Source organism: Vibrio sp. (assembly GCF_050299255.1).
Lineage (GTDB): Bacteria > Pseudomonadota > Gammaproteobacteria > Enterobacterales > Vibrionaceae > Vibrio.
This window is the reverse complement of the sequence record NZ_JBNKVP010000025.1, coordinates 1-26,685: the sequence shown is the minus strand read 5'-3', so window position 1 is coordinate 26,685 and position 26,685 is coordinate 1. Positions and strand designations below refer to the sequence as shown.

28 protein-coding genes are annotated in these 26,685 nt (G+C 51.8%); 24 read left to right on the top strand and 4 right to left on the bottom strand.

Annotated features, from left to right (window positions below; all coding sequences use genetic code 11):
- Positions 1–48: 48 nt before the first annotated feature.
- Genes ACQY6F_RS09115 through ACQY6F_RS09035 form a run of 17 tightly spaced genes read left to right on the top strand, consistent with a single transcriptional unit; the run spans position 49 to position 15,230 of the window.
- On the top strand, positions 49–774 hold the full coding sequence (locus tag ACQY6F_RS09115; protein WP_428773808.1) for a beta-ketoacyl synthase chain length factor: 726 nt from the start codon (positions 49–51) through the stop codon (positions 772–774).
- Positions 759–1,532: a lysophospholipid acyltransferase family protein gene (locus ACQY6F_RS09110; RefSeq protein WP_428773806.1), complete on the top strand. Its 774-nt coding sequence runs from the start codon at positions 759–761 to the stop codon at positions 1,530–1,532. The genes ACQY6F_RS09115 and ACQY6F_RS09110 overlap by 16 nt, the downstream gene beginning before the upstream one ends.
- 35 nt (positions 1,533–1,567) lie before the next feature.
- Positions 1,568–1,828: a phosphopantetheine-binding protein gene (locus tag ACQY6F_RS09105; protein ID WP_428773804.1), complete on the top strand. Its 261-nt coding sequence runs from the start codon at positions 1,568–1,570 to the stop codon at positions 1,826–1,828.
- A 13-nt stretch (positions 1,829–1,841) separates the two neighbouring features.
- On the top strand, positions 1,842–2,099 hold the full coding sequence (locus ACQY6F_RS09100; RefSeq protein WP_428773802.1) for an acyl carrier protein: 258 nt from the start codon (positions 1,842–1,844) through the stop codon (positions 2,097–2,099).
- The gene (locus ACQY6F_RS09095; RefSeq protein WP_428773801.1) at positions 2,099–2,662 is read left to right on the top strand and encodes a hypothetical protein; all 564 of its coding nucleotides are present in this window, start codon (positions 2,099–2,101) and stop codon (positions 2,660–2,662) included. The genes ACQY6F_RS09100 and ACQY6F_RS09095 overlap by 1 nt, the downstream gene beginning before the upstream one ends.
- Before the next feature lies 1 nt (position 2,663).
- Positions 2,664–4,040: an AMP-binding protein gene (locus tag ACQY6F_RS09090; RefSeq protein WP_428773835.1), complete on the top strand. Its 1,377-nt coding sequence runs from the start codon at positions 2,664–2,666 to the stop codon at positions 4,038–4,040.
- 13 nt (positions 4,041–4,053) lie between these two features.
- Positions 4,054–4,422: a 3-hydroxyacyl-ACP dehydratase gene (locus tag ACQY6F_RS09085; protein WP_428773800.1), complete on the top strand. Its 369-nt coding sequence runs from the start codon at positions 4,054–4,056 to the stop codon at positions 4,420–4,422.
- Positions 4,415–6,118, top strand: coding sequence for a glycosyltransferase family 2 protein (locus tag ACQY6F_RS09080; protein WP_428773834.1), 1,704 nt, complete (start codon positions 4,415–4,417; stop codon positions 6,116–6,118). The genes ACQY6F_RS09085 and ACQY6F_RS09080 overlap by 8 nt, the downstream gene beginning before the upstream one ends.
- Positions 6,105–7,652, top strand: coding sequence for an HAL/PAL/TAL family ammonia-lyase (locus ACQY6F_RS09075; protein ID WP_428773798.1), 1,548 nt, complete (start codon positions 6,105–6,107; stop codon positions 7,650–7,652). Before ACQY6F_RS09080 ends, ACQY6F_RS09075 begins: the two co-directional genes overlap by 14 nt.
- Positions 7,652–8,098 carry an acyl-CoA thioesterase gene (locus tag ACQY6F_RS09070; RefSeq protein WP_428773797.1) on the top strand — a complete coding sequence of 149 codons (447 nt, stop codon included), beginning with the start codon at positions 7,652–7,654 and terminating at the stop codon, positions 8,096–8,098. The genes ACQY6F_RS09075 and ACQY6F_RS09070 overlap by 1 nt, the downstream gene beginning before the upstream one ends.
- The gene (locus ACQY6F_RS09065) at positions 8,095–8,703 is read left to right on the top strand and encodes a LolA family protein (protein ID WP_428773795.1); all 609 of its coding nucleotides are present in this window, start codon (positions 8,095–8,097) and stop codon (positions 8,701–8,703) included. The genes ACQY6F_RS09070 and ACQY6F_RS09065 overlap by 4 nt, the downstream gene beginning before the upstream one ends.
- Positions 8,675–11,026: an MMPL family transporter gene (locus ACQY6F_RS09060; protein WP_428773794.1), complete on the top strand. Its 2,352-nt coding sequence runs from the start codon at positions 8,675–8,677 to the stop codon at positions 11,024–11,026. Before ACQY6F_RS09065 ends, ACQY6F_RS09060 begins: the two co-directional genes overlap by 29 nt.
- Positions 11,023–11,634, top strand: coding sequence for a DUF3261 domain-containing protein (locus ACQY6F_RS09055; protein WP_428773792.1), 612 nt, complete (start codon positions 11,023–11,025; stop codon positions 11,632–11,634). Before ACQY6F_RS09060 ends, ACQY6F_RS09055 begins: the two co-directional genes overlap by 4 nt.
- A 9-nt stretch (positions 11,635–11,643) precedes the next feature.
- Positions 11,644–12,831 carry a beta-ketoacyl-[acyl-carrier-protein] synthase family protein gene (locus ACQY6F_RS09050; RefSeq protein WP_428773790.1) on the top strand — a complete coding sequence of 396 codons (1,188 nt, stop codon included), beginning with the start codon at positions 11,644–11,646 and terminating at the stop codon, positions 12,829–12,831.
- Positions 12,824–13,282, top strand: coding sequence for a hotdog family protein (locus ACQY6F_RS09045; RefSeq protein WP_428773789.1), 459 nt, complete (start codon positions 12,824–12,826; stop codon positions 13,280–13,282). The genes ACQY6F_RS09050 and ACQY6F_RS09045 overlap by 8 nt, the downstream gene beginning before the upstream one ends.
- A 2-nt stretch (positions 13,283–13,284) precedes the next feature.
- A complete protein-coding gene (locus ACQY6F_RS09040) occupies positions 13,285–14,010 on the top strand; it encodes a 3-ketoacyl-ACP reductase FabG2 (protein WP_428773788.1) in 726 nt (241 codons plus the stop codon).
- Positions 14,007–15,230 (top strand): beta-ketoacyl-ACP synthase, encoded by a 1,224-nt coding sequence (locus tag ACQY6F_RS09035; RefSeq protein WP_428773786.1) that lies wholly within the window; start codon positions 14,007–14,009, stop codon positions 15,228–15,230. The genes ACQY6F_RS09040 and ACQY6F_RS09035 overlap by 4 nt, the downstream gene beginning before the upstream one ends.
- Before the next feature lie 67 nt (positions 15,231–15,297).
- Here the strand turns inward: ACQY6F_RS09035 and ACQY6F_RS09030 are convergent, their stop codons facing one another.
- The 3 genes from ACQY6F_RS09030 to ACQY6F_RS09020 all read right to left on the bottom strand — a co-directional run bounded on the left by ACQY6F_RS09030 (position 15,298) and on the right by ACQY6F_RS09020 (position 16,669).
- A complete protein-coding gene (locus ACQY6F_RS09030) occupies positions 15,298–16,014 on the bottom strand; it encodes a YebC/PmpR family DNA-binding transcriptional regulator (RefSeq protein WP_428773785.1) in 717 nt (238 codons plus the stop codon).
- Between the two features lie 88 nt (positions 16,015–16,102).
- Positions 16,103–16,312 carry a DUF3283 family protein gene (locus ACQY6F_RS09025; RefSeq protein WP_428773783.1) on the bottom strand — a complete coding sequence of 70 codons (210 nt, stop codon included), beginning with the start codon at positions 16,310–16,312 and terminating at the stop codon, positions 16,103–16,105.
- 159 nt (positions 16,313–16,471) lie between these two features.
- A complete protein-coding gene (locus ACQY6F_RS09020) occupies positions 16,472–16,669 on the bottom strand; it encodes a PA3496 family putative envelope integrity protein (protein ID WP_428773782.1) in 198 nt (65 codons plus the stop codon).
- Positions 16,670–17,014: 345 nt separating this feature from the next.
- Here ACQY6F_RS09020 and ACQY6F_RS09015 point away from each other — a divergent pair, with 345 nt between their 5' ends.
- The gene (locus tag ACQY6F_RS09015) at positions 17,015–17,476 is read left to right on the top strand and encodes a transcriptional regulator (RefSeq protein WP_428773781.1); all 462 of its coding nucleotides are present in this window, start codon (positions 17,015–17,017) and stop codon (positions 17,474–17,476) included.
- Between the two features lie 230 nt (positions 17,477–17,706).
- Here ACQY6F_RS09015 and ACQY6F_RS09010 read toward each other — a convergent pair whose 3' ends face one another.
- The gene (locus tag ACQY6F_RS09010) at positions 17,707–19,677 is read right to left on the bottom strand and encodes a replication initiator protein RctB domain-containing protein (protein ID WP_428773780.1); all 1,971 of its coding nucleotides are present in this window, start codon (positions 19,675–19,677) and stop codon (positions 17,707–17,709) included.
- A 1,262-nt stretch (positions 19,678–20,939) separates the two neighbouring features.
- Between ACQY6F_RS09010 and ACQY6F_RS09005 the strand changes: the two genes are divergently transcribed.
- The 6 genes from ACQY6F_RS09005 to ACQY6F_RS08980 all read left to right on the top strand — a co-directional run.
- On the top strand, positions 20,940–22,157 hold the full coding sequence (locus ACQY6F_RS09005; RefSeq protein WP_428773778.1) for a ParA family protein: 1,218 nt from the start codon (positions 20,940–20,942) through the stop codon (positions 22,155–22,157).
- Positions 22,158–22,164: 7 nt separating this feature from the next.
- Complete coding sequence (locus ACQY6F_RS09000; protein ID WP_428773776.1) at positions 22,165–23,136, top strand: ParB/RepB/Spo0J family partition protein; 972 nt, start codon at positions 22,165–22,167, stop codon at positions 23,134–23,136.
- Positions 23,137–23,226: 90 nt separating this feature from the next.
- Entirely contained in the window at positions 23,227–25,278 is a 2,052-nt protein-coding gene (locus ACQY6F_RS08995) for a GNAT family N-acetyltransferase (protein WP_428773774.1), read from the top strand.
- A gap of 320 nt (positions 25,279–25,598) precedes the next feature.
- Complete coding sequence (locus ACQY6F_RS08990; RefSeq protein WP_428773773.1) at positions 25,599–25,889, top strand: STAS domain-containing protein; 291 nt, start codon at positions 25,599–25,601, stop codon at positions 25,887–25,889.
- The gene (locus ACQY6F_RS08985) at positions 25,886–26,245 is read left to right on the top strand and encodes a response regulator (protein ID WP_428773772.1); all 360 of its coding nucleotides are present in this window, start codon (positions 25,886–25,888) and stop codon (positions 26,243–26,245) included. Before ACQY6F_RS08990 ends, ACQY6F_RS08985 begins: the two co-directional genes overlap by 4 nt.
- A gap of 39 nt (positions 26,246–26,284) precedes the next feature.
- Positions 26,285–26,685 (top strand): Hpt domain-containing protein (locus ACQY6F_RS08980; protein WP_428773770.1); only part of this gene is annotated, 401 nt, incomplete at its 3' end.

Below are 26,685 nucleotides of genomic sequence, written 5' to 3'. Positions count from 1 at the left end.
CAAACTAACCGATAGTATTTAGCTTACAAGGAAACAAATCAATAGCTTATGTCTGAATCATCCCTCCAACTCCAATTCCGGATTGAAGCCTGCCAGGCGCTGTCCAACGGGCTCAATAGCCAGCAGGACTGGCTGCAGTGGCGCACCTCTGGTCAGTGGCCCGAGCAGGGAACGGCGGATGTCAGCCGTATTCCCGCCATGATGCGCAGACGGATGAGCAACCTGAGTAAACTGGCGGTTCAGACTGCTCTGTCACTGTTGGAGCAATACCAGTGCCAGTATGCCGTTTTTTCCAGCCGACATGGCGAGCTGCACCGTAGCGTGGGAATTGTCGAGTCAATTCTGGCCGGTGACGATGCCTCCCCAATGGCGTTTTCCCAGTCGGTGCATAATACTGCTGCCGGACTGGCGACCATCGCCGGAAAACAGCCGATACCTGTGACTTCGATCGCAGCCGCAGAAAATTCTTTCCACAGCGGACTGACGGACGCCTGGTTGTATCTAGATCAACATCCGCAAGACAGAGTTTTGCTGGTCGATTTTGATGAGCCACTCCCCGAGGTCTATCAGGTTTTCGAACAGCAGCAGTATCAGAGCTACGCGCTAGGCTTGGTGCTGTCACACGGCGATGACTGCCAAATCACCCAGACCAGCACAGGCAACCCAAATGAACTCTTGCCCTCTGGACTGCAGTTTCTCCACCACTATCTCGGTGATGCAAAACGCTGGCAGCTGAATCAAGATCGGTTGGGCTGGGAATGGCAACGGCGATGAATTTCAATCAATACTGGCGAGTGTTCGCCACCGGTTTTTGTTTTACCGTGTTCGGCTTGGGCGGCCTGGTGCTGAGTTTTATCTTACTGCCGCTAATACGGCTGGCTTACCGAGACAGCACCCGACGTGAATACCGGGTGCAAAAACTTATCGGTCAAAGCTTTCACCTGTTCTGCAATTTAATGAAATATACCGGCGCTATCGACTATCAAATTATCGGCGCCGAGACGCTGGCGAAAGATCGCAACTGTCTGATCGTCGCCAACCACCCCAGCCTGATCGATTATGTGCTGATCGCCTCCACGCTTGAGCAGTGCGATTGCCTGGTAAAGTCGGCCATCTGGGCCAATCCGTTTATGAAGCATATCGTTCAGGCCGCCGGATACATCCCCAATGAAGCACCGGACGATCTCATCGACCAGTGTAACCGCCGCTTTGAACGCGGCAACGTGCTGCTGGTCTTTCCTGAAGGCACCCGGACCACTCCGGGGATGGATTCCAATCTGCAGCGCGGCGCGGCGCAGATCGCCATCCGCACCGAACGCGATCTGCGCGTGGTGCATATTCGTGTCTCGCCCAGCTTTTTAACCAAACAGATGAAATGGTATCAAGTTCCTAAAACTAAACCCTTTTTCCATGTCGAAGTTAAGGGTAAGATTGCGGTGCAACCCTTTGTCGAGCAAACCAATAGTCCGACACTGGCCGCCAGAAAGTTAAATCAACACCTGGCGGAAGCAATATTTCCGATAAATCAATAATATTTCTATCAACGATTAGTACAAAGTAGGCTACTGTGGAAACACTTCAACAAGAAATCAAACAACTGATAATTGATGCCCTCAACCTGGAAGACATCAGCGTCGAAGACATCGAAACCGATGCACCGCTGTTTGGTGATGGACTCGGACTGGATTCGATCGATGCCCTGGAACTGGGTCTGGCTATCAAGAAAAAATATCAGGTAGTGATCGACGCTGATGACACCAATACCCGTCAGCATTTCGCTTCCGTTGCCAATCTGGCAAACTTTATTTCGTCTCAACGTAGTCAATAATGGTCAGATCGCTATGACAGAAGTAAATCAACAACAGATATTTGAACAAGTAAAGACAGCCCTGGTTGAGCTGTTCGAAATCGCTCCGGAAGAGATCGTGTTAGATGCGCACCTGTACCAGGACCTGGATCTGGACAGCATTGATGCCGTAGATCTGGTGGTGTACCTGCAAAAAGCAACCGGTAAAAAAATTCAACCGGACGAGTTTAAAGCCGTACGCACAGTGAACGATGTCGTTCAGGCTGTGGCGGATCTGCTCAAGGCGGACTAATGCCGCGCTGGTTAGCCGGAGTCTCTGCCCTAGCCCTGCTCTGTTACCCTTTTTTCATCTATTTTGGACTGGAGCAGTTCGGTCTGCCGGCTATCGGTATCTTGCTGATTGTTCTGTTTGTGCTGCGGATAAGCCTGGGCAATCAGAGTCGAATCGAAGAACTGAAACAGCTGGCCCGGCTCACCGGAGTTACCGGAGTTGGGTTGATCCTGCTCGGGATACTGTTCGACAGTCACGGCTGGCTCACCTTCTATCCCGTGGTGGTCAACCTGGGCATGCTGGTGCTGTTCGGCTACAGTTTGCGGCAACCCCGCACCATCATTGAAAGGCTTGCCCGGCTGCAGGAACCTGATCTTCCAGCCAGTGGCGTTCGTTATACCCGCACCGTGACCAAAGTCTGGTGCGGCTATTTCATCATTAACGGCAGTATCGCCCTGTATACCTGTTTTCAGCCTCTGGCCACCTGGACGCTATATAACGGCCTGATCAGCTATCTGCTGGCAGGGGCGCTGTTTTTCATCGAGTGGATTGTCAGGCAATATGTTCGCAGACACGCCCAATAAAATAAATTTCGTCAGTCAGACCTATCGTTCTCTGGCTGGATTGATGACCGCCGACAGACCGGTAAATCACCCGGTCGCCTACCAGGGTCAACAGCTCCTTACCTGGCAACAGTTCCAGCACGATGTCGCCGCATTGTGCGGCTGGCTGGCCGACTGCAATGTGGACCGTGTCGCGCTGTGCGCCGACGACAGCTATCTGTTTGCCGTCGGCTTTGTGGCGCTCTGCCACAGCGGTAAAACGCTGGTGTTGCCGGGAAACCACCAGTCAGGCGCGTTGACTGAGTTAGCGGATCAGTATCAGCTGCTACTCACCGACAGCGAGCGTCAGCTGCAGCCGGAGATCAGCTGTCAGGATATCCGCGCCGCCGCGCAGAATCCGGCAGCAATGCGGTTCGAGCCGCTGGATCTCGATCAGATCCAGATTGTGCTCTACACCTCCGGTTCCAGCGGCAAAGCCAAAGCGATCGAAAAAACTCTCAGCCAGCTCGACAGCGAACTGTCCATCTTGCAGGCACTGTGGGGTAAACAGCTGGCGGGCTGCCATATCGAAAGTACCGTTTCGCATCAACATATCTACGGCCTGTTATTCCGCCTGCTCTGGCCTTTGTGTGCCGCTCGGCCATTTAGCTGTGACAATATAGAATTTCCCGAACAAGTGATCGCACGTGCCGGACCACAGTGCGCGCTAGTCAGTAGCCCGGCATTACTGAAGCGTTTAACCCAGGAATCAGCCAGCCCGGAGCTGGCAACATTGTTTTCTTCCGGCGGGCCATTGCAACCCGCCAGTGCTGAGCAAGCATTTAAGCTGTTTGGTCACTACCCGATAGAAGTGTTCGGCAGTACTGAAACCGGCGGAATCGCCTACCGGCAGCAAAATTGCGCCCAGCCATTGTGGCAGCTGTTTCCCGGTGTGGAAGCGGAATTAAATGCCGAGCAGTGTATACGCTTGCGGGCACCGCATATCAATCTGGCAGACTGGTATCAGACCAGCGATCAGTGCCGGTTCCATGGCAGCGGACAGTTTGAATTGCTGGGACGAACCGATCGAATTGTCAAACTTGAAGAGAAGCGCATCTCTCTGCAGGAAGTCGAAAAACGACTTGAACAACTGCAATGGGTCGCTGACAATGCGGTCATTGCTATGCAACAAGGCAACCGAACCGTGCTGGTCGCCGCACTGGTGTTAACCGAAAGCGGACAACAGAAGCTGGCCGAGATCGGCAAAGGACCGTTCTGGTTGCTACTGCGTAAAACTCTGAGACAGTGGCTGGAGCCCGTTGCGGTGCCGCGTCAATTCAGACTAGTAACAGAGATACCGCTTAACAGCCAGGGCAAACGTCAGGTCGCGGTGATTGAACAACTGTTCCAACACAAGTAACGATAGAGAGCGTATGCAAAAACGCAAACCGACCTTAATCACGAGCGAAGTGGCACAAGACCACGCCAGCCTGCGCCTGCATGTCGACAGCGATCTGTATGATTTTCAGGGGCACTTTAGTCATTTTCCGCTGTTGCCCGGGGTCACTCAGATCGACTGGGCGCTGTATTACGCCGTTGCCAAGCTCGGTGTACCGGATCAATTTAACGGAATGGAAGTGATCAAGTTTCAGGAGCCTATCCTACCCGGCGCTGAAATCACTCTGACGCTGGACTGGGACCAGGACAAACTCAAGCTGAGCTTCCGCTATACCTCACAGCGGGGCGACCAGCAGGTCGTCCACTCCTCCGGCAAAATGAAGCTGAGTGGCGCCGGTGACTGAATTTAACCCCTGCTTTCTGATCCCTTGCTATAACCACGGCGCAACCGTTGCAGGCGTGCTCGACTCTCTGTCGGATCACCCTTACCCGGTGTTGCTGGTGGACGACGGCAGCAATGATGACACCCGCAACACTTTACGCAGCTTACAGAATCCTCCGCAGGTTCACTTACTGGTACTTGCAGAAAACCAGGGCAAAGGCGGCGCCGTGATGGCTGGCATGCGCCGGGCTGCCGAGCTGGGATTTAGCCACGTGATCCAGATTGATGCCGATGGTCAGCACGATGTCGAAGCACTGCCGGCACTGATAGAAGCGGCTCAGCAGCAACCGCAACGGCTGATCTCGGGTCGGCCGGTCTATGACAGCAGCGTGCCGAAAGCCCGTCTTTACGGCCGCTACGCCACCCACGTCTGGGTATGGATAGAAACCCTGTCGCTGGCGATCAAAGACAGCATGTGCGGTTTTCGCGTCTATCCGTTGGCGCCGACGCTGCGCGTCATCAACCACGCCCAGCTGGGACGGCGAATGGACTTCGATATCGAAATCTTAGTGCGCATGTACTGGCAAGGGATCGATATCGATTTTGTAGACACTCGGGTGATCTATCCGGAAAACGGCATCTCCCACTTTGATGCACTGTGGGATAATCTGAAGATCAGCTGGATGCACACCCGGCTGTTTTTCGGCATGCTACCACGCATTCCCGCTCTGCTGGCACGCCATCGCGGGCATCAGTCGGCCGAGCACTGGTCCCAGCGTAAAGAGCGTGGCACCATTATTGGTATCAAACTGCTACTGGCAGTTTATACCCTGCTGGGCCGACGAGTCTTTAACCTGCTGCTGACGCCGGTGATGGGTTACTATCACCTAACGGCTACCCAGGCCCGCCAGGCTTCGGAACACTATCTTGACCAACTCAAGCGGTTTACCAGCGAGCAGCAACTGCCAGTGCCGGACAACCTGACCAGCTACCGCCATATGCTCTCGTTTGGCCACACCATGCTGGACAAACTGGCCGCGTGGAAAGGCGATTTCAGCGCCGCCAACCTGACCATTCACGGCCAACAACTGTTCAACCAGATGGCCGAGAGCAAGCAGGGGGTGGTGATCCTCGGCTCTCACTTAGGCAATATTGAACTCTGCCGGGCGCTAAGCCGTCGCCACAGCAGTATTAAGATCAACGCGCTGGTGTTTACCGAACACGCTGAACAGTTCAACGCGGTGATGAAAGCGGTTAACCCCAATTCGGAAATGAACCTGATCCAGGTCAGTCACATTGGCCCCGACACCGCAATCATGTTGCAGCAGAAGATTGAGCAGGGTGAATGGGTGGTAATCGTCGGCGATCGCACCTCCACCAGCAAAGAGAGCCGGGTGGTATGGGCTGATTTTCTCGGCAGGCCGGCGCCTTTCCCACAAGGGCCGTTTATGCTGGCCAGCATTCTCAAGGCGCCGGTGTATCTGCTGTTTGGCCTGCGTGACGATCAAAGCCGGGCCGCGCATTTTGAAGTCTACTTTGAGCATTTCAGCGACGAGATCACATTACCGCGCCAGACCCGGCAGCAGGCGCTACAGCAGGTGGTCCAGCGCTATGCGCAGCGGTTACAACACTATACCCTGCAAGCCCCGCTACAATGGTATAATTTCTTTAATTTCTGGACCTTAACGGAACAACAAGACGAACATGACGGACAATAGGATTACTTTTGGCGCACAACGCCTGACCATAGAAGATGTGGTCGCCATCGCAAACGGCGCCAGTGCCGAGCTCAATTCATCCGCGGAGTTTACCGCCAAGATCGATCGTGGCGTAGCGTTTCTGGAGCGCCTGCTCAAGGAAGAAGGGGTCATTTACGGCGTCACTACCGGCTACGGCGATTCCTGTACCGTCGCGATTCCTCCGCAGCTGGTGGATGAACTGCCACTGCACCTGACCCGTTTTCACGGCTGTGGATTGGGGGAAATCCTCAGCCATCAGCAGGCGCGTGCTGTGCTGGCTACCCGCCTCTGTTCACTGGCCCAGGGCGTCTCCGGCGTTTCACATCCGTTACTGCAACAGATCATCACCCTGATCAACCAGGACATTACCCCGCGCATTCCGCAGGAAGGCTCCGTCGGCGCCAGTGGTGACCTGACTCCGCTCTCCTATCTGGCTGCCTGCCTGATCGGCGAGCGTGAGGTGATCTATCAGGGTGATATCCGCCCGACCGCGGAAGTGTTTGCCGAGCTAGCGATCGAGCCTATCCAGCTGAAGCCGAAAGAAGGCCTGGCGCTGATGAACGGCACCTCGGTGATGACGGCACTGGCCTGCCTGGCCTTTAAACGCGCCGAATATCTGACCCAGCTTTCCACCAAGATCACCGCCATGGTGTCACTGGCGATGCACGGCAATGATTTCCACTTCGACCAAGCGCTGTTTACGGTTAAACCGCACCCTGGTCAGCAGCAGATCGCGCGCTGGCTGCGTGATGATCTTAACGCCGACAAGCCACCTCGCAACAGTGATCGCCTGCAGGATCGTTATTCGCTGCGTTGCGCGCCTCACGTGATCGGCGTGGTGCAGGATTCACTGCCGTGGCTGCGCCAGATGATCGAAAATGAGCTCAACAGCGCCAACGACAACCCGATCATCGATGGTGATAATGAACGGGTGCTGCATGGCGGCCACTTCTATGGTGGTCATATCGCCATGGCGATGGATACCCTGAAAACCGCCATTGCCAATCTGGCCGACCTGCTCGACCGCCAGATGGCGCAGTTGATGGACTACAAGTTCAACAACGGTCTGCCCTTTAACCTCACCGGCAGTGAAGGGGCTCGCAAGCCGATCAATCACGGTTTTAAAGCCGTGCAGATTGGCATCTCTGCCTGGACCGCAGAAGCGCTCAAGCAGACCATGCCCGCCAGCGTCTTTTCCCGTTCAACCGAGTGCCACAACCAGGACAAAGTCAGTATGGGGACCATAGCGGCACGTGACTGTCTACGGGTACTGGAGCTGACCGAACAGGTTGCGGCGGCCTCGCTGTTGGCCAGCACCCAGGCGATTGAAATTCGCCGCCGACACAAAGAACTGGATCTGCACCACATGAGTGACAATCTAAAGATGATTTGCGATGCCGTCATGACCGAGTTTGAATTTGTCGTCGAGGACCGGCCACTGGAAGCGGATCTGCGCCACTTCGTCAGCCGAATCCAGCAACGTCACTGGCCTCTCTATCCGGAGGATGACTGATGGAATCCGTCCGTTTCCCGCTCGAAGCTGAAGTGACTATGGTCACCTCTTTCCAGGATGCTGATCCTATGGGGGTGATCTACCACGGCAACTATTTCCGCTATTTTGAGGAAGCCCGGCGGGTACTGATGGAAAAGATCCACTATGGCTATCGGGCGATGAATGACTCCGGCTACATGTGGCCCATCATCGATACCCGGGTCAAATACGTCAAAGCGATTCCCTTCAACCATGCGATTCGGGTGCAGGCCAGACTGACCGAGTGGGAAAACCGCCTGCGGGTCGACTACCTGATTTTGGATGCGGAGAGCGGACAGCGGATGAGCAAAGCGCACACCCTGCAGGTGGCCGTCTGTCAGCAGAGTCAGGAGATGTGTTTCGCGTCGCCGGAAGTTCTGATCGACAAAGTCAATCACTGGCACCAGCATGGGGAGTCAACGTTATGATCAAAAAACTGCTGCTGATCGTGGCACTACTGCCGTCGATAAGCTGGGCGGCGGTCACCGATCTCGCCACACTGCAACAACAGCTCTCCCAGTATCCGCTGGTTCGCGGCGAATTCAGCCAACTGCGCAAAATTGCCATGTTCAAACAGCCGCTGCAGTCATCAGGCCAGTTTACCCTGCACCAGGAAAAAGGATTGCTCTGGCAGCAGCAGAACCCGTTTGCGGTGGATCTGGTGCTGACCGAAAACAAACTGCGCCAGTCCGTCGAAGGTCAGCCTGCGCAAGTGATCACCGCCGAGCAAAACCCGATGGCGTTTTATTTCAGCCGCATTTTTCTGGCGGTATTTCGCGGTGACACCGCGCAGCTGGAGCAGAGTTTCACCTTGGATTTGAGCACCGGGCAATCTCAGTGGCACCTGACATTGACGCCTAAGACCGCGCCCCTTAACCAGGTATTTCGCACTATTCAGTTGAGCGGGGAAGAAGAAGTGGATTCGCTGACACTGGAAGAGCTGCGCGGTGATATTACCGAACTCAGCTTCAGCCACCAGACTCATCAACCGGAACAGCTGTCCGATGCCGAGCAAGCGCTTTTCAACTTTTAACCTGACCGGCCGCGGCCATAGCCTCCTGGCGCTGGCCTGGCTGGTGATCGTGACCCTCTGTGCCGCCCTGCTGGTGAAACATACCTGGCTGGCCGAGCGGATGCCGATTGAAACCGATATCCTTAAACTGCTGCCCACAGATCAGCAAAATCCCCTGGCCGAGCGGGCGTTCGGTCAGGTCAGCCAGAGTGTCAGTGATCAGGTCGTCTTTCTGCTGAGCAGTGAACAAACCGAGCCGCTGTTTAGCGCGGCAAAACAATTGCAGGCTAACATGTCAGCAAGTGGTTACTTCGCTGAAGTCAGCGGTAAAATCACACCTCAGCAACAGAGTACCTGGTCAGGTCACTATTTCGAACAACGCTTCCAGCAGCTCACCGAGACCCAGCGTCAGCGTCTGAGCCAGCAACCGCAACATCAGCGCGAGCTGGCACTGCAGCAGGTCTACAATCCGTTTGCCGGGGTAACCGGTCAGGAGCTAAGCCAGGACCCATTTCTGCTGTTTCGCGAATACTTAGCCCAACTCGGCGAGCTGGGTGGCCAGTTTAAACTGCAAGACGGTTACCTGGTTCAGCAGCAGGCCGGCCGTCACTACCTGCTGATGTCTGCCCGGCTGACCGATTCCCCATACAGCATGCACTCGCAGCAGTTGGTCCCCCTGGTCGATCGCTGGCAGCTGCAACTGGCGCAACAGTTTCAGGTCGACATGCTTCGTACTGGCGTACTGTTTTATGCCGATTTCGGCACCCGGAGCGCCAAACAGGAAATCAGCACCATAGGCGCGGTATCGCTGGCGGGCATCGTGCTGTTGGTACTGCTGGTGTTTCGTTCCTTCAGTCCGTTATGGCTGGCTCTGCTGTCTGTCGCCGTTGGCTGTCTGGTCGCCTTGAGCTGCACTCTGGCGCTGTTCGGTCGTATTCACCTGTTCAGCCTGGTATTCGGGACCAGCCTGATCGGCGTCTCGATCGATTATGCCTTTCATTACCTGACCGATCGTCTGGCTGCGGGCCAAAAATGGCAGCCGATCGCCGGCCTGCATCATGTGCTGGCCGCCATCACGTTGGGGCTGGTGACCAGCCTTATCGGTTATCTGGGCTTACTGGTGGCCCCCTTCCCTGGCCTGCAACAACTGGCATTATTTTCCGCCTTTGGACTGACCGCAGCTTACGCCACCGTGGTGTGTTGGTACCCACTACTGGCGCACGCCCCGGGTAAGCCTCGCTCGCTTCCCGGCGCAAGCTGGCTTAACGGCTGGCTGAGCCGCTGGCAGCAGCCCCTGTACCAGCGCGGATTGCCGGCCCTGCTGCTTGGCCTGGCGCTACTGGCATTAACGCAAATCCGTTTTAACGATGATATTCGTCAGTTGCAGGCGATGCCGGACTCACTCAAGCAACAGGAGCAGCAAATCGCCCAGTTGAGCGGGCTGCAGTCTTCGCCACAGATGCTGGTGGTAAGCGGTGAGAACGATGAACAGCTGATGCAGCAACTGGAACAGCTGCAGCCTAAGCTCGACCAGTGGCAACAGCAAGGCATCATTGCCGGCTACCAGAGCCTCAGCCAGTACCATCCATCACAGCTAAGACAGCGTAGTGACCACTCACTAATTCGCCAGCTCTATCTCACCCAGGGGCAAACACTGGCAGACACCTTAGGACTGGCCGAAGCGCCGCAACCGGGCAGCGAACTGCAGCTGCAAAGCCTGGCCAGTTACTTAAGCGACCCCGTCTCTGCGCCGCTGCGATTTCTCTATCTCGGCCGGTTTGACGGCCAGGTATCGGCCGTGGTGATGCTTAGACAACTGACATCGCCGGATCAGGTGAAACAGTTCGCCGAGCAAGCCGCGCAAATACTCTATCTTGATAAGACTGAAGACATTTCACAGCTGTTTGGCCAGTATCGAGCTAAAGTGCTGGAACTGCTGTTGGCCGCCACGCTGGCAATCGCACTGTTGCTGACCAGGCGCTATGGTCTGCGCCATGCTATTCGCATTGTTCTGCCATCTGTGATCGCCGCCGCCGTAGCGCTGGGTATCGCAGCCCTTGCCAGCCAGGGGCTGAATCTGTTCCATCTGCTGGCACTGGTATTGATCCTGGGCATCGGCATCGATTACACGCTGTTTTTTGCCGAGAATGCCCGCAGTCCGTCGACGCTGCTGGCCATTACCCTGTCTTCCACCACCACCTTGTTGTCATTTGGTCTGCTGGCCCTTAGCCAGACCCATGCCATCCACAGCTTTGGCCTGACTCTGGCTTGTGGTATCACGGTAGCCTGGTTGCTATCGCCGATGGCAATCAACGAACCTTCTGCCAAAAGGAGCTGCAAATGAACTTGATGCGGCTGCTGGCCCTGGCGTTAGCCAGTGCCACATTTCTGTCAGGCTGTGCCAGCCAACCAACCGTCAGCCAGGCTGAAGTAACGATTGCGCCTGACACTCACATTCCCCTGCCCTCACCCGGTCAACTGGGCTATTCGTTAACCGCCAGCCAGCTGCTGAGCGCCAAATGGCCAGGACAAACCGCCGGGCAGCAGTTGCCTGTTCAGTTGCAGGTCGACCAGCACGGGCTGATTTTGGCGGGGTTTTCTTCCTGGGGCACGCGGATTCTGTCGCTGCAGTACCAAAACGGGATAATTGACAGCGACGTTATGGCCGGACTGTCCAGCCAACTGCCTGAGCCACAACAGATCCTGTTTAACCTGATGATCACGCTCTGGCCGCAAAGCGCTTGGGAAGGACCATTAAATACGGTAAGCTGGCGACTGATTGACGAGGCCAATCGACGCTTGGTATTCAATGAAACTGGCGAGACGGTAATCGAAATCCGCTACGCAAACCCGCAGCGTCTGACGGGAGAAATAGAGTTCTTCCATCATCAGCTCAATTACCAGATCTCTATAATCACGCTCGATCACCAAATCGGGCCCATACAGCCGTAACTAACCAGCATGTTATCCAGACAAACGACACCAATTTATATCCAGGACTGTGGATTCCACTCAGCAATGGGTTATCAGGATACGGATATCCATCGCTGTCTCGCCGGCAGCCAGCCGGCCAACATGGTGCAGGATGATCAGTTGCTCAACCATGCCCAGACCACAGTCATCGGCCGTATACCACATCCATTAGCCAGCCTGCCAAACAGGTTAGGTGCATTCGACAGTCGCAATAACCGCCTGGCGCTGTCGGCACTGCTCGATATTGAAACCAGCGTCCAACAGGCAATTAAACAGTTCGGCGCTGACCGTGTCGCGGTATTGGTCGGTACCAGCACTTCAGGTATGGCCGATGGTGAGCAGGCGTTTGCCGAACAGTTAGCCAAGGGTCGTTTCCCGGCAGATTATCACTATCGCAAGCAGGAGCTGGCCAATTGTAGCCAGTTTATCCAGGCGCTGTTTCAGCTCAACGGCCCTTGCTATACCGTATCCACCGCCTGCTCATCCAGCGGCCGGGTGTTTATTACTGCCAAACGCATGCTGCAAAGCGGCATGGCCGATGCCGTCATCGTGGGTGGTGTCGACACGCTGTGTCGGCTGACTCTGAACGGATTTCATGGCCTTGATGCGTTGTCACAAACCTTGTGTCAGCCCTTTAGCAGCGAACGGGACGGTATTAATATCGGCGAAGCCAGTGCCTTTATGCTGCTTAGTAAGTCACCGAGCGATATCGCCCTGCTTGGCTGCGGTGACAGCTCGGATGCGTATCATATCTCGGCTCCACAGCCCGAAGGACTTGGCGCCGAACAAGCGATGCGCGCTGCCCTTGATGATGCCGGTCTTATTAGCTCTGATATTGGCTACATTAACGCTCACGGCACCGCAACCCCGCTGAATGACAGTATGGAAAGCCAGGCCATTTATCGTATTTTTGCCGATCAGGTGGCGGTCAGTTCCACCAAGCCGCTGACAGGCCATACCCTTGGCGCGGCCAGTGCCACAGAAGCGGCAATCGCCTGGCACATTCTGCGCCACAATTTGCCGTTGCCTCAGCAGGGCTGCGCGAATCCCGGCGAAGATATTCAGATCCAGCTGCTGGAACAGCCAATGCAACTCAATGGCCGGGCAATCATGAGCAACTCTTTTGCCTTTGGTGGCAACAATATCAGCCTTATTTTTGGACTTAGCCATGACTAACTATCCGCCGATTGACCAACTGCTGCCCCATGATGATCCGATGATCCTGATCGATACGGCCGTAGATATCCAACAAGACACCGTCCATTGTCAGGTCACCATAGGCCCAAATAACCCGTTTTTTAATGCCGAATCAGACAGTGTACCCAGCTACGTTGGGATAGAGTTTATGGCCCAGTCGGTCGCTGCCTGGTCCGGCTACCATGCCTTGATGCAGGGTGCAGAACCGCCGATTGGCTTTCTGCTTGGCAGCCGCCGCTACCACAGCGAATGTACCCGCTTTAAACGCGGACTACTGCTGGATATACAGGCAGAAAAAGTGATTCAGGACAATGGCATGGCAGTATTTGCCTGCAAAATTTTCGACCAGGACAACTGTGTGGCATCATGCCAACTCAATGTCTTCGTCCCGAACGAACAACAACTAGAACAGATGCAACTCAGGAGTTGAGCATGAGCCGTGAGGTATTAGTGACCGGAGCCAGTAAAGGCATTGGTCGAGCGATTGCCATTCAACTGGCCAAAGACGGCTTTGGCGTCGTGGTCCATTATATGAGCGACCAGGGCGGTGCAGAGGCAACGTTACAACAGCTCATTGAGCTAGGTGGCCATGGCCGCACGCTACAGTTTGACATCAGCGACCGGGCCCAGTGCCGCGAGCGGCTCGAGCAGGATATCGACCAGCACGGCGCCTATTACGGGGTGGTTAGCAATGCCGGGATCACCCGCGACACCGCGTTCCCGGCCATGACGGATCAGGAGTGGGACGGCGTTATCCATACCAACCTGGACAGTTTTTACAACGTGCTGCACCCCTGCGTAATGCCGATGGTACAGCGTCGCCGTGGCGGCAGAATCATTACCCTGGCATCGGTATCCGGGCTGATGGGCAATCGTGGCCAAACCAACTACAGCGCGGCAAAAGCCGGCGTAATTGGCGCCAGTAAATCTCTGGCGCTGGAGCTGGCCAAACGCAAGATTACCGTTAACTGTGTCGCGCCCGGTCTGATAGATACCGGCATGGTCAGTGATGAAGTGAAACAACACGCCCTGCCCCAGGTCCCTTTGCGTCGCATGGGTGAACCGGAAGAAGTAGCCGGGCTGGTCAGTTACCTGATGTCGGATATTGCCGGCTACGTTACCCGTCAGGTGATATCCGTCAACGGAGGTTTGCTATGAGCCGCAGAGTCGTCGTCACCGGCATGTCCGGCGTGACCGCATTTGGCCAGGACTGGGCCAGCATCGAGCCGAAACTGAGAGCGCTGCAAAACGCGACTCAGTACATGGATGAGTACGAGCAGTATCAAGGGCTGAACACCAAACTGGCCGCCCCGATCAATGACTTCGAACTGCCTGCCCACTACAAACGTAAACAGGTGCGCGGCATGGGCCGGGTGGCGAAACTGGCTACAGTGGCGACTGAGAACGCCCTCAACCACGCCGGTCTGCTCGGTAACCCGATTCTGACCAACGGCCAGACTGGTATTGCCTACGGCTCCTCCACCGGCAGTACCGAAGCCATCGGCGCATTCGGCGTCATGCTGAACGAACACACCACCAAAGCGATCACCGCAACCACCTACGTACAGATGATGCCGCATACCACCGCGGTCAACGTTGGGCTGTTCTTCGGTTTAAGAGGCCGGGTGATCCCAACCAGCAGCGCCTGTACTTCTGGCAGCCAGGCAATCGGTTATGCTTACGAAGCGATCAAACACGGTTATCAGACGGTGATGGTTGCCGGCGGTGCCGAAGAGTTGTGCCCGACAGAATCGGCGGTATTCGATACCCTGTTTGCGACCAGCGTAAAAAATGAGGCGCCCAAATCCACCCCGCGACCTTACGACACTGAGCGTGACGGCCTGGTTATCGGTGAAGGGGCTGGCACACTGATCCTGGAAGAATACCAGCATGCGGTTGCACGCGGCGCGCCCATCTATGCGGAGATCATCGGTTTTGCCTCCAACTGCGATGCAGCCCATGTGACCCAGCCGCAGATGGAAACCATGCAGATCTGTATGGAGATGGCACTACAAAGCGCCGCAATGAGCGCCGATGAGATCGATTATGTTTCGGCACACGGCACCGCGACTGATCGTGGTGATATCGCCGAGAGCCATGCTACCGCAAACGCCGTCGGCCGGGTGCCCATCAGTTCACTGAAGAGTTATTTCGGTCACACCCTGGGCGCTTGTGGCGCTATCGAAGCCTGGCTGGGGCTGGAAATGATGCACAACGGCTGGTTCAACCCGACCCTCAACCTGACTCAACTGGATCCGCAATGTGCCGAACTGGACTACATCACCGGAGAAGGGCGCGTAATGGACGTCAGTTGCCTGATGAGCAACAATTTTGCCTTTGGTGGCATCAACACATCAATTATCTTCAAAAAGCTCTGACGAGCCGTTTGAGCGCGAAACAAAAAACCGAGCACATTGGCTCGGTTTTTTTAATGCTTGGTGCCGATTACAGCTCAGCGTTGTGGTACACCTGCTGCACATCGTCACACTCTTCCAGCATGTCCAGGAACTTCTGGAACTTCTCGGCATCTTCGCCGCTGACCGGTGTGTGGTTTTGTGGAACAAAGGTGATCTCTTCCACGTCCAGAGTCAGGTCTGGGTACTCAGCGTTCAGGGCCGTTTTCGCCTTAAAGAACTCGGTGTGAGGCGCAAACACGGTGATAACGCCATCTTCCAGTTCGATGTCAGTCACGTCTACGTCTGCCATCATCAGAGCTTCCAGTACCGCTTCTTCGTCGTCGCCCTGGAACTGGAACACCGCCTGGTGATCAAACATGTGAGCGGTGGTACCAGGAGAACCGATCTTAGCACCAGTCTTTACGAAGCACTGACGAACATCCTGGAAGGTACGGTTGCCGTTATCGGTCAGACAGTCAACGATAACGCTCGCGCCGCCAGGCGCAAAACCTTCGTAGCGTGCAGGTTGGTAATCTTCACCGCCGCCGCCGGTTGCTTTATCAATAGCTTTGTCGATAACGTGTGCTGGAACCTGGTCTTTTTTCGCTTTCGCGATCAGGTGCTTAAGAGACAAGTTCATGTCTGGGTCTGCACCACCATTTTTCGCGCACATGTAAATTTCTTTACCGTACTTGGAATAAACTTTAATTTTGGCGCCTTGTGTTTTAGCCATTGAGGCTTTGCGCACTTCAAAACTTCTTCCCATCGGGATGTTCTCTCTAATTTCAATTTAACGCGAGGATTTTAGCAAAAAGTGGAGTCATTTCAATTTCCACCCCGCCGAGTAGTCAGTATCAGGCAACACCCATCACTCGTTTGTATTTAGCAACGGACTGCTCAAACCAGGCTTTTTGCTGATCATCGCCAATCCGTTCACGTTGCTGAATAATGAGTTCAGGCCCTGCTTTGCCTTCACGCAGTTTCCAAACCAGAAACGATGCTTGTTTATCAAGTTCAATCTTGTTTTTTTCGTCTGCAGGAAGGAGTGAAAGATTCACTGACATACATCTGTCCAATTCACTGATTACGTGGGCAGGAAATATAGCACAGCAAGGGGATAATGTGAGAGCAAATGTCACGAATGAGATCAATAAAGTGACAGAAAAATAACTATGTCTGAAACAGTAAGGGTGGCACCCTGCCACCCTTAGCAATAACGTCTTTTAATGCAGTAAACCCAACTCCTTCGCTTCTTCGATGCTCAATCCGCTGTCACGTATCTCTTTTAAGGCTTCGATACGGCGACGAGCTTCAGCGGACTTAACGCTTTTTGAAGCGGTTTGATTGGCTACTTCTTCCGTGAAGTCCCAGTTATCTGCAATTTTAGTCATTTCATCATGGTCAATTGAATTTATGGACATTCTAACCTCCGAACAAACCATGTTAGGGACCCCTAATCTGTAGCAAACGACTTCTGGCTTGTTAACGATTTTTGATTCAGATTGTGACCCTGATTATGATTCAAAACACTAACCAATAAATGACTCAATAAAGTTTTGCATACCTTCAGACAGAGCAGTACATTTAACGGATTACTCTGTCAATTTTCGATACGATCCAGCTCTCATATTTGCCAGGCCGTCCACGCCGTTTTGCCCCCAATAATTTTTAGTACCACGACTGGCAGATTTCCGCTCCGCGTCCCACACTAGCTGTAGTGCCGAATTCAATCCGGCGTTCATTTTGTCACCCATATTGGATCAGTTATGGACGATCTCTCGCACTGGTTACTGGCGGTTGAGCAATGCCTTCAAAGCCGAAAGCATGATCAAGTGGATCAGCTGTATGCCTTGATCATTGATCCGCCAAGTCAAATCTGGCACTCACCACTGACAAGTCAAACCAGCAAAGCACTGGCATGGTGGTTAGAAGGATGTGTCCGTGTCTTTGAGCACCAGGCCGGTCAGCGCCCTGTCCGAGCGTTCAATGCCCTGTCGCTGGCCATAACCCAGTTACAAACGTTGCCAGGTGATGAAGACGCTGACAATCGAGTGCGTTTGTGGAGCCTGAAACAGCTGCAACCACTGGTTGTTATCGCGATAGAGTTTTGCCACCATCAAAACGGTGACAAGTGGCAAACCTTGAAAGAGCAGACCATACAACAACATGTCAATTTCATGTTGGCCATTGAAAATCAGTCGCAAGGCTTGCACCAGCAGATACAGTAGCAGGAACGATGATCAAGAGCGCTCTTGATCATCGTTCCCAATTCGGCAGACAAAAAAAAGCGAGTTCATCAGAACTCGCTAACTTAAGAATAAATGTAACAATATGAGCCAATCTATCAATTCATCAGAAAGGACAAAGGTTGTCTATTCACCATTGATACTAGTCAGCAACCCGGCGGCTATTGTCATGCTTGTGTCAGGGCAATGTTGTATCTTTGTCGGCCAGGAGGTTATACCGCCACTTCATCCAGAATCCTGAACACAGATTCATCTAGATGACCGTCCAGTACCTGCTTACACACTTTACGTCTTACCGCCAGGCCCGAAATCAGCCGTTCGATAGATAAGTGCTTGTTGTCGCTCTGGCTGTTGTACAACTCAACCACCTTACTGAGCACTTCGTACGACAGTGACTGCTCACCGGCTTTAAGGTACTCAAGCTTGTCAATCAACTCCTGACACTCTTCTCTGATTGAGGTATGGGAATGCCCTGTCATCGCCGCCAAAGCCGTTATACTGCGTTCTAGAGCTTCTGAGGAGGTATATTTAGACAGAGTTATCGTTATCTCGTCCGCGTTGATCTCTGCCAGGTGCTTACGCAGTTTCACCCGACGGCCAAGATTACCGCGGGGAGACGGCGCTTTGCGCTGAATCGGTTCGAATTCACCGTCAATCACCTGAGACAGCTCATCCAGTTGCTGTTTGGTCACCATTTCGTTACGTAACGGGTTTGGCAACGTCGGCGCCATATTGCGTTTACCGGCATTGGTGGTGCGGGCACGTGAATAGCGCAACACTTCTTCAACATCGCATTTGATGTCCACCTGATAGTCGCGGATCTTACCGTCTTCAACCTGACTGGTAATAGTCAGATGGTATCCCCACAGGTTAACAACAAACAGATCCTCGCTGCCCTTACCTTCCGATAATCGCTTCAACTCGCGGATCAAATCCATCGAAAAACGACGCCATTCAATATTCCGCGCCAGTTTCTGATTTAATTCGCTCAATAGCATCACGTCAGTGTGGCGACGCACCATACGGCTGCGGAAGTAGCTGTACAGCTGGAAGACCAGCGTGTGCTGCTTAAGAATTTCCGGTGGAAACAGGAAGAAGTAGTCCCGTGTCAGCAGTTCCTCGTAGAACGAAGGCTCCCAGACCAGAATGTACAGGTTGGGTTTGATCCTGATCTCGCCGTCAAGACCTTCGGTGGGGGCTTCTTCTGATGCGGTGATCGTTCTCGCCAGGAAGCGGAATCGATCACTCTTGAAGCCTTCCGGCATGTTTTCACTCAGCCAGCGGCCGGTTAGTTCGTGCAGCTGGAAGTCGGTAAATTCTATTCTGTCGATACTGTCTCGAATCGAGTCCCGTGCCGGTCCTGAATCTTTTTTGCCACGCAATGACAAGATATCGGTGATGTACAGTGGCGTTTTATTCGGAACCAACCTGGCATCCAGCTGATAGCTATCCTGGTGGTGATCATGATACTGCACAGTCAGCGTAAACAGCGCAAACAGCGTCATCAGATCGTCCACCGTCATAATATTTTTCGATGATCGAGTTTCGATCACAGCCCGGGTACCGGAGATCGAAACCATTGATTTCTGGTAACTCTTGCGGGTACGCGGCGGTGCCAGGGCCTGATCGATAATGCCGGCCCAGTTGGTGGGAGACACCACAAACTGATCCGCTTCGTCTTTCATGGCCGGCGGCGTATTCAACCCGTGTTCGTTCAGTAGCCTTTTATTGACCTGAGTCTGGGCCAATGCTTTGGAGCGCTTTTTCTTTTCGTTTTGTTTGACCGATTCAGTCACCAGGCTGGTGGAACCCAGTACTGATATTAATTGGTTCGGATTAACAAACTGATGCAACATGGTCTTGCCAGCCAATCCCTGTTCGAACTTAACCGGGATCTGGGCAAACAGACCAATGTTAACGGCCGCTCTCAGCCGCTGTTGGATTGCAGCGCGAGTCAGTTTTCCGTCCGTTGCATCGATTAACTCAGTGGTGGACACATAGCCATCTTTGCTCTGAAAGCCCCTTAGTGAGATCAGGTTCAGAAGTTCCAGAATACTTTTGGTTACGCCTTTGAAGTGTTGGTATTGTTCGATCCAATCTACTGCCGTTTCAGATACTGCAAATAAATGTCCGTCTTTGTGGCTTCTGGGTGCTTTGATCAGCACTTTTTCTTCTGCACTCATTGATTATGATCCGTATCACACTGGCCGTAAATCCGCTATATTTCCAAGAGAATAAAGAAAAAAAGATCATAAATAAAGAAAAAAATCTTGTTTTTAAATAACTGATCTTTTTGATTATTCTGATCTTAATGGTAAATATGATCTAATGATCCGAGCAGAAATAAGTTTATAACCTGTTGTTTTAATAGAAATTAATAAAAAGCAGATCCGCAAGCATGATCATTGTATCCACGAAAGCATGATCATTAACTAATTGAAAGCATGATCAAATATCCTCTGAATCATGATCATGATGGTTGGGAACGCATGATCATCGCCGTTTCAGAAACATGATCATCATCTTTCAACACCTTATCCACAACCGGAAGCGTAAGTTGATTGAATTTCAATCGGGCAAGTTGAAAAATCGCCGTTCAAATCCCCGAAACGATGATCATGGTGATGCTGATTTCGGCCTGTAAAGCTGTCAATCTGTGCAATCTAACCACACTGCTTGCATGAACGAGATTGCGAATGAAAATAGTGCACTGGCGTTGTTGTCTCCAATCGGTTCGCAAGCATGATCAAGGTATCACCATGACAATTGGATTCTGCATGGCAGTTTTTCGAGTTTGCCACTGGCTGCGCTGTATTTTGCCTCAGTTCCAGGTTTCATCGACAGTCTGCCGTAAATTAGCCATCAAAAAGCATGCTTCCGGTGTGTTGAATCACTTGATCATTGATCCGCGAAACGATCCTTTCGCTGTTCTCGATCTGGCAATCCGTTATAGGGAAATGTTGTCTTGATCATGGTTCCTAAAGCGCGATATTTTACTGAAAGCATGATCATAATATCTGCCTTGATCATGCTTTCGTGACCTGCTGTTCCCCTACTGAGGTAATTGTCAACATCAAGGCTTGATTGCCAATCAGGGGCAAAGGTTGTCGATTTGTTAGTTGAATTGACAGCTGCCGTAATTGAGCGACAAATACTAATCGTTCCGGGATGTCAATAGTAAATTCCTTCCACAAAGTTGATTTTTCCAACTTCTGGTAATTCAGTTTACATTGTAAATAAGTGACACTGTAATATTTAAAATCTGTTCTGAAAATAGATGCAATATGTTGTTAATTTGAACAGTGATATTGCTATTTTACATTACAATGGTCCATAAAATTCTAATTATTGTGATTATTATCGATAATTGTCTGTCCACCTTTTTGTTGTTTATATTGTTTTTTGCTGTACAATTGTGTCTATTGATTGTGGATGGGATAAGGCAATGAAAAGAGAACACACGATAGACAACCTTTACCGGTTAGCCGAACAAACGCAGCAAGTACAAGCCGACCGCATTGAAATTGTATTGGAAGAGCGAAGCGACCAGCACTTCCCGCCGATGTCAAAAGCGTTAATGGAGACGCGTTCAGGTTTGACCCGGCGCAAACTCGATGATGCGATCAATAAGCTGGAAGAAGCCGGTCATCAGTTTACTAAGAATAATGCCAATCACTATTCTATTTCTCTTTCCGAAGCTCATATGTTGATGGAAGCTGCTGGTATTCCTAAGTTTCACCAGCGCAAAAAGAATCAAGAAAATAAACCTTGGATCATCAATGTACAGAACCAGAAAGGGGGCACCGGTAAATCGATGTCCGCGGTACATTTGGCTGCCTGCCTGGCACTCAATCTGGACAAACGGTACCGCATCTGTCTTATCGATTTGGATCCACAAGGTTCATTGCGTCTGTTTCTCAATCCGCAAATTAGCTTGTCAGATCATGAAAATATCTATTCGGCAGTCGATGTCATGCTTGATAACGTCCCCGAAGATGTAGAAATAGATCGTGATTTTCTGCATAAGAATGTGTTGTTGCCAACGCAGTATCCTAATCTACAGACAGTTTCTGCGTTTCCAGAAGACGCAATGTTTAATGCAGAAGCATGGCAGTATCTGTCTAAAAACCAGTCGTTGGATATCGTCAAACTACTGAAAGAAAAACTGATAGACAAAATCGCCGACGACTTCGATATCATCATGATTGACACTGGCCCGCACGTAGATCCACTGGTCTGGAACGCCATGTATGCCTCTAATGCGTTACTGATCCCGTGTGCGGCCAAACGTCTCGACTGGGCCTCTACCGTCAATTTCTTCCAGCATCTTCCTACAGTGTATGAAATGTTCCCGGAAGATTGGAAAGGGTTAGAGTTTGCGCGTTTGATGCCGACCATGTTTGAAGACGATAATAAGAAGCAAGTGTCGGTGCTGACCGAAATGAACTACTTGTTGGGTGACCAGGTTATGATGGCGACGATTCCACGTAGTCGAGCCTTTGAAACTTGTGCTGACACATACAGTACCGTTTTCGACCTGACCACCGGGGACTTTGAAGGTGGCAAGAAAACGCTGGCGACAGCACAGGATGCGGTGCAAAAGAGTGCGTTGGAACTAGAACGCGTGCTGCACAGTCATTGGTCATCACTGAATCAAGGGTAAATAAGTTATGGCAATTAAAACCTCTGATATTAACGCTAAGTTGTTTGGTAAAGCGAACAAGCGCCGGGCAACGACTCCTTCCGAAGCGCAGCAAGCTGCGAAAGAGCAAGCGCAGGTGATTGAACTGGCGGTGGCGGGGGAAGAATTAGTTCAGTTTGAACTGCTGCGTATTCCTGCCGACCAAGTAGAACAGCAAACCGTGGTGTTTGCCGAGAATGCCCGGGAGCAGTCTTTCCTGAATGAACATGCACTGTCTGATGTGCTGACCACATTACGGGAAAGGGGACAGCAGTATCCGGCGGTAGGTCGTAAGACAGCCGAAGGCAAAATTGAAGTGCTCGACGGCAGTCGTCGTCGAATGTCCTGTATCTTGGCCGAGCGCGAGTTCCTGGTTTATGTGGCCGAAGACATTAATGCCGACCACGCTAAGTTTTTGTCTGACGTGGCCAATGCGCATAAGCCGCTGTCTCTGTATGAAAAGGGCAGGGAAATGCAGGCTAAGCTGGCCAGCGGTGAAGCGGAAGACCAGAAGGCGCTGGCTAAAATGTTCCAGTGCAGCGAAGCACTGGTTAGTGGTGCTTTGAAAGCCGCTGATTTGCCGCTGCCACTGCTGCAGGCGTACCCAAATGTGGTTGATTTGGGCAGACCAACCATCGTGAAACTGCATAAACAATTTTACCGTTTGTCTGATAGCCAGCAGCAACAATTGCTGGACAAATGTACCGCGGAACCTGAGTTGATTTGGCAACGTTGCGAATCTCAGGGCGTGGCCCGGATAACCAAAGAAGTGTCGGAGACATTAGAAACCTGGATTGAAGACCTGCTACCTCATAAGTCGACGTCAAACAGTAAAATCGATCTGGTTAAAGGTAGAGCGTCCTATAGCCGCAAGGGAGGCAATTTAGCACTGTCTCTCAAAAAAGTAGACGATCAAACCATGCAGGAAATACTCGAGTTTATCCAGTCGAAGCTGGGCTAATCCTGCCGTTATGTTACTAAAGCCGCCTTGAGCGGCTTTTTTTATTGGTTATGCTAAACTGGCGACAGTTTATGTCTCGAGTTTTCGTTTATGCAAACCGCCCTTCAATATCTGTCTAAAATCACTTCATTAGCTCACCAGGCTTACTGTCGATTCGGTGTGGTTCTGGAAGGCGATAAAGATTGGCAGCGTTCGTTAGTCTCCTGCTATATCGATAGCCTGAATTTAAAGTCTGTCTTTCAACTGGGTGGTGAGCGACTGCCGAATGTCAGTCATCACGTCGCGCAAAATCAAGGCCAGCAGCTGTTGGGACAAGAAAGTGATGTACTGGTTTGTGTTCTTAACGACCAGTTCGATGCCAATAGCTTCAGCAGTGTACTGGGCACTTTAAAAGGTGGTGGCTTACTGTTGGTGCTAGCTGAGCCCGGTTGGCTAGATTGCGATGTGGCTGAAGGCGAGGGCGGAGCGTTAACTCAAAATTGGGCGCAGCTTTGGCTAAACAGAGCATTTTCTCAACTCTACCGTCTCAACCAAACTGCGCAATTACCGTCACTGCCAGCACAATCTAGCTATGACATGGCGAGTCGCTTTGACCAGCAACAGCAGGCGGTTGAAGGCATAATTCGTGTGGCTGAAGGGCACAGGAAGCGTCCTTTCGTATTGACCGCCGATCGAGGCAGGGGCAAAAGCAGTGCATTGGGTATTGCGACGGGGCAGTTGTTACAGCGCAAAGCCATCAAAGTGCTGATCACCGCTCCCAAGCTCTCGGCGGTGTTGCCTGCGCTCGAACACGCTGCCAGGTTGTTACCTGAATCTCGACTAGATAAAAGCAAACTGGTGAGTCCGAACGGCACATTAGAGTTTATTGCTCCGGATGCGCTGCTTAGCCAGCAACCGGAATGCGATTTGCTACTGGTCGATGAAGCGGCTGCTATCCCGATACCTATGCTCCAGGCGATGGTGGCTCGCTATCATCGAGCGGTGTTTGCTACCACTATTCATGGTTACGAAGGGTGTGGCCGCGGATTCACGCTTAAATTTCAGTCCTGGCTCAAACAACAGCGTCCCGGTGCGCGGTTTCTGCACCTGGATCAGCCCATTCGCTGGTGCCGACAAGATTATTTAGAGCAATGGTTATACCGGACGTTTTTGTTGGATGCTGAGTTGTCCGCTGAGCTCGAAACTGGTGACGGCAAAGCCGTTCTGCAGCGTATAGAGAAAGCCCAGTTATTTAATGAACCTAGTTTGTTGCGGCGCTGTTTTGGTTTGTTGGTCAACGCGCATTATCAGACCTCACCGAATGACATGATGTTGCTGTTGTCTGATCGCAAAGTTGAACTGTATCTGCTGACACAAAATGACCAGCTATTAGGATGCCTGCTGACAGTGCAGGAAGGCGGTTTGAGCGACGAAGATATTCGACAGATCGTGCATGGTGAACGTCGTCCTAAAGGGCATATGGTCGCCTCAACTTTGGCCAGTCAATTTCATTTAGCGCAAGCGGCAAAGGTGGTCAGCCAGCGTATTATGCGCATCGCTATTCATCCGAGTTGTCAGGGAAAGGGGTGGGGAAGTGAACTGCTCAATCAACTTGCCGAGATGACTCCTGCGAACTTTCTATCAACCAGTTTTGGCGCCAGCGCTGAATTGGTCCGGTTTTGGAAACGCAATCAGTTTGTTACCGCTAAATTAGCCATTCAGCGCGACCACGCCAGCGGTTGTCACTCTTTGATAATGGTAAGAGAGATAGAAAACCACTGGAGTACTGAACTAAAGTGTTCGTTTCAGTTCAGCCTCGACTACCTGCTTAAAGATCCACTGAAAGATCTGCATCCTGAACTGATACGTGAACTGGTTTCGGATACCAGGAAAATGCCGGACCACCGTCAATCGGCATTGTTGCATGGTTATGTCTGCGGTGGCGTACTGTTTGAAACCGTAGCGCCGATGATTAACCAGTGGCTAATTCAGGACTGTCGGGCAGTAAAAAAGGCTAGCGATTTGTTGATTTATAAAGTGCTACAGCAGCATACCTGGCAACAGTGTGCACAACGTCTTCAGTTGCCAGGGAAAAAACAGGTTGAGCATCAGCTAAAAAGGGATTTAGCACAGCTTATAAATGAATGCGACTTTACACTGTAAATTGGTGGGCGGATATCTTCGCTAGACCCAATTTACACTGTAAAAGACTGCACGTCTGGGGCAAGATCTAGATCACACATGGCAAGAAAGTCCTATCCTATTCTGGACAACCTGAACTAGGGTTGCGTCAAGTTATGAAATTAATCTGTTAAAAATCAGCCTCATCAAACCGTCTGCCAGACTGTGACCAAGCCTCAACTTTCGCGATGATTTTATAATTAATTTGCGAATCACCTGATCACTCCTATACTCAAATTAAATACCAAGTTGTCTCTTGGTTGAGAAAAATAACATCAAATCAACGTCAATAGGTTAGTAACATGGATTGTATGCTACCGGATACCATCGATATCTCGACGGTACTAGAAGCGGTGCCTGTCTATTGTGAGTGGCTAGCAACCTCACAACCGCTCACCATAAATGCCAGCCAGGTCGGCAAAGTTGATGCCGCCGGTATTCAAGCATTGCTGGCGTTAGTCATTACGGCAAACAAAAACAATACTCCCATCCAGTTGATAGATTGCCCGACGGCGCTGCGCGAGGCGATTGCTATTCTCGGTTTTCAAGCAAATTTTGAATCAATACAGATAGTTGATGAGGCTGAACTATGACAAAAATTCTTGCTGTCGACGATTCGATTTCTATCCGTCAAATGGTCGCTCATACGTTGAAAGATGCGGGATATGAAGTAGAAACCGCTAATGACGGAAAAGATGCACTTAGCAAAATTGCTTCCTGCAAGTTCGATGTGGTGATTTCGGATGTCAACATGCCCAACATGGGAGGGTTTGAACTGGTAAAAGCGATACGGGGAAAGCCTCAATATAAGTTCGTTCCTATTTTAATGCTCACCACAGAAACCAGCATAGAAAAGAAGCAAGAGGGTAAATCAGTGGGAGCGACCGGCTGGCTGGTGAAGCCGTTCAATCCGGAAACGCTGCTGAAAACGCTTAAGCGAGTTATATAAGTACGTCAAAAAGATATCGGTTTTGGAGAGGGAACCTCTATGGCTTTAGATATGGAACAACTTCGAAAAATGTTTTACGAAGAGTGTCGTGAAAATTTGGAAGTGTTGGAAGGCGTACTGTTAAACCTCGAGCCTGCTACCGTGGACATGGAGCAGATCAACACGATTTTTCGTGCGGCTCATTCTATCAAAGGTGGCGCTGCGACGTTTAACCTGCTCGACATCAGTGAATTTACCCATTCCGTAGAAGCGTATCTGGATTTAGTTCGCAATGAACAGCTTTCTCTGACCATTGAATCTATTGACTTATTACTTAAGGCGGGCGATTGCATTAATTCTATGCTGGCTGGCCATGAAAGTGGTGGTGACGTCGACGCTGAGTTGAAACAGCAGGTTAGCGCCGAGCTGCTCCTGTTGCTCGAACTTGCCTCACAATCGTC

Bases quoted from the DNA above. Each gene is read 5' to 3' on its own strand.
- ACQY6F_RS09035 (WP_428773786.1), top strand. From the start codon at position 14,007: ATGAGCCGCAGAGTCGTCGTCACCGGCATGTCCGGCGTGACCGCATTT.
- ACQY6F_RS09045 (WP_428773789.1), top strand. From the start codon at position 12,824: ATGACTAACTATCCGCCGATTGACCAACTGCTGCCCCATGATGATCCG.
- ACQY6F_RS09055 (WP_428773792.1), top strand. From the start codon at position 11,023: ATGAACTTGATGCGGCTGCTGGCCCTGGCGTTAGCCAGTGCCACATTT.
- ACQY6F_RS08985 (WP_428773772.1), top strand. From the start codon at position 25,886: ATGACAAAAATTCTTGCTGTCGACGATTCGATTTCTATCCGTCAAATG.
- ACQY6F_RS09065 (WP_428773795.1), top strand. From the start codon at position 8,095: ATGATCAAAAAACTGCTGCTGATCGTGGCACTACTGCCGTCGATAAGC.
- ACQY6F_RS09000 (WP_428773776.1), top strand. From the start codon at position 22,165: ATGGCAATTAAAACCTCTGATATTAACGCTAAGTTGTTTGGTAAAGCG.
- ACQY6F_RS08995 (WP_428773774.1), top strand. From the start codon at position 23,227: ATGCAAACCGCCCTTCAATATCTGTCTAAAATCACTTCATTAGCTCAC.
- ACQY6F_RS09100 (WP_428773802.1), top strand. From the start codon at position 1,842: ATGACAGAAGTAAATCAACAACAGATATTTGAACAAGTAAAGACAGCC.
- ACQY6F_RS09070 (WP_428773797.1), top strand. From the start codon at position 7,652: ATGGAATCCGTCCGTTTCCCGCTCGAAGCTGAAGTGACTATGGTCACC.
- ACQY6F_RS09050 (WP_428773790.1), top strand. From the start codon at position 11,644: ATGTTATCCAGACAAACGACACCAATTTATATCCAGGACTGTGGATTC.
- ACQY6F_RS09040 (WP_428773788.1), top strand. From the start codon at position 13,285: ATGAGCCGTGAGGTATTAGTGACCGGAGCCAGTAAAGGCATTGGTCGA.
- ACQY6F_RS09025 (WP_428773783.1), bottom strand. From the start codon at position 16,312: ATGTCAGTGAATCTTTCACTCCTTCCTGCAGACGAAAAAAACAAGATT.
- ACQY6F_RS09015 (WP_428773781.1), top strand. From the start codon at position 17,015: ATGGACGATCTCTCGCACTGGTTACTGGCGGTTGAGCAATGCCTTCAA.
- ACQY6F_RS09115 (WP_428773808.1), top strand. From the start codon at position 49: ATGTCTGAATCATCCCTCCAACTCCAATTCCGGATTGAAGCCTGCCAG.
- ACQY6F_RS09060 (WP_428773794.1), top strand. From the start codon at position 8,675: ATGCCGAGCAAGCGCTTTTCAACTTTTAACCTGACCGGCCGCGGCCAT.
- ACQY6F_RS08990 (WP_428773773.1), top strand. From the start codon at position 25,599: ATGGATTGTATGCTACCGGATACCATCGATATCTCGACGGTACTAGAA.
- ACQY6F_RS09110 (WP_428773806.1), top strand. From the start codon at position 759: ATGGCAACGGCGATGAATTTCAATCAATACTGGCGAGTGTTCGCCACC.
- ACQY6F_RS09085 (WP_428773800.1), top strand. From the start codon at position 4,054: ATGCAAAAACGCAAACCGACCTTAATCACGAGCGAAGTGGCACAAGAC.
- ACQY6F_RS09005 (WP_428773778.1), top strand. From the start codon at position 20,940: ATGAAAAGAGAACACACGATAGACAACCTTTACCGGTTAGCCGAACAA.
- ACQY6F_RS09030 (WP_428773785.1), bottom strand. From the start codon at position 16,014: ATGGGAAGAAGTTTTGAAGTGCGCAAAGCCTCAATGGCTAAAACACAA.
- ACQY6F_RS09010 (WP_428773780.1), bottom strand. From the start codon at position 19,677: ATGAGTGCAGAAGAAAAAGTGCTGATCAAAGCACCCAGAAGCCACAAA.
- ACQY6F_RS09020 (WP_428773782.1), bottom strand. From the start codon at position 16,669: ATGTCCATAAATTCAATTGACCATGATGAAATGACTAAAATTGCAGAT.
- ACQY6F_RS09075 (WP_428773798.1), top strand. From the start codon at position 6,105: ATGACGGACAATAGGATTACTTTTGGCGCACAACGCCTGACCATAGAA.
- ACQY6F_RS09095 (WP_428773801.1), top strand. From the start codon at position 2,099: ATGCCGCGCTGGTTAGCCGGAGTCTCTGCCCTAGCCCTGCTCTGTTAC.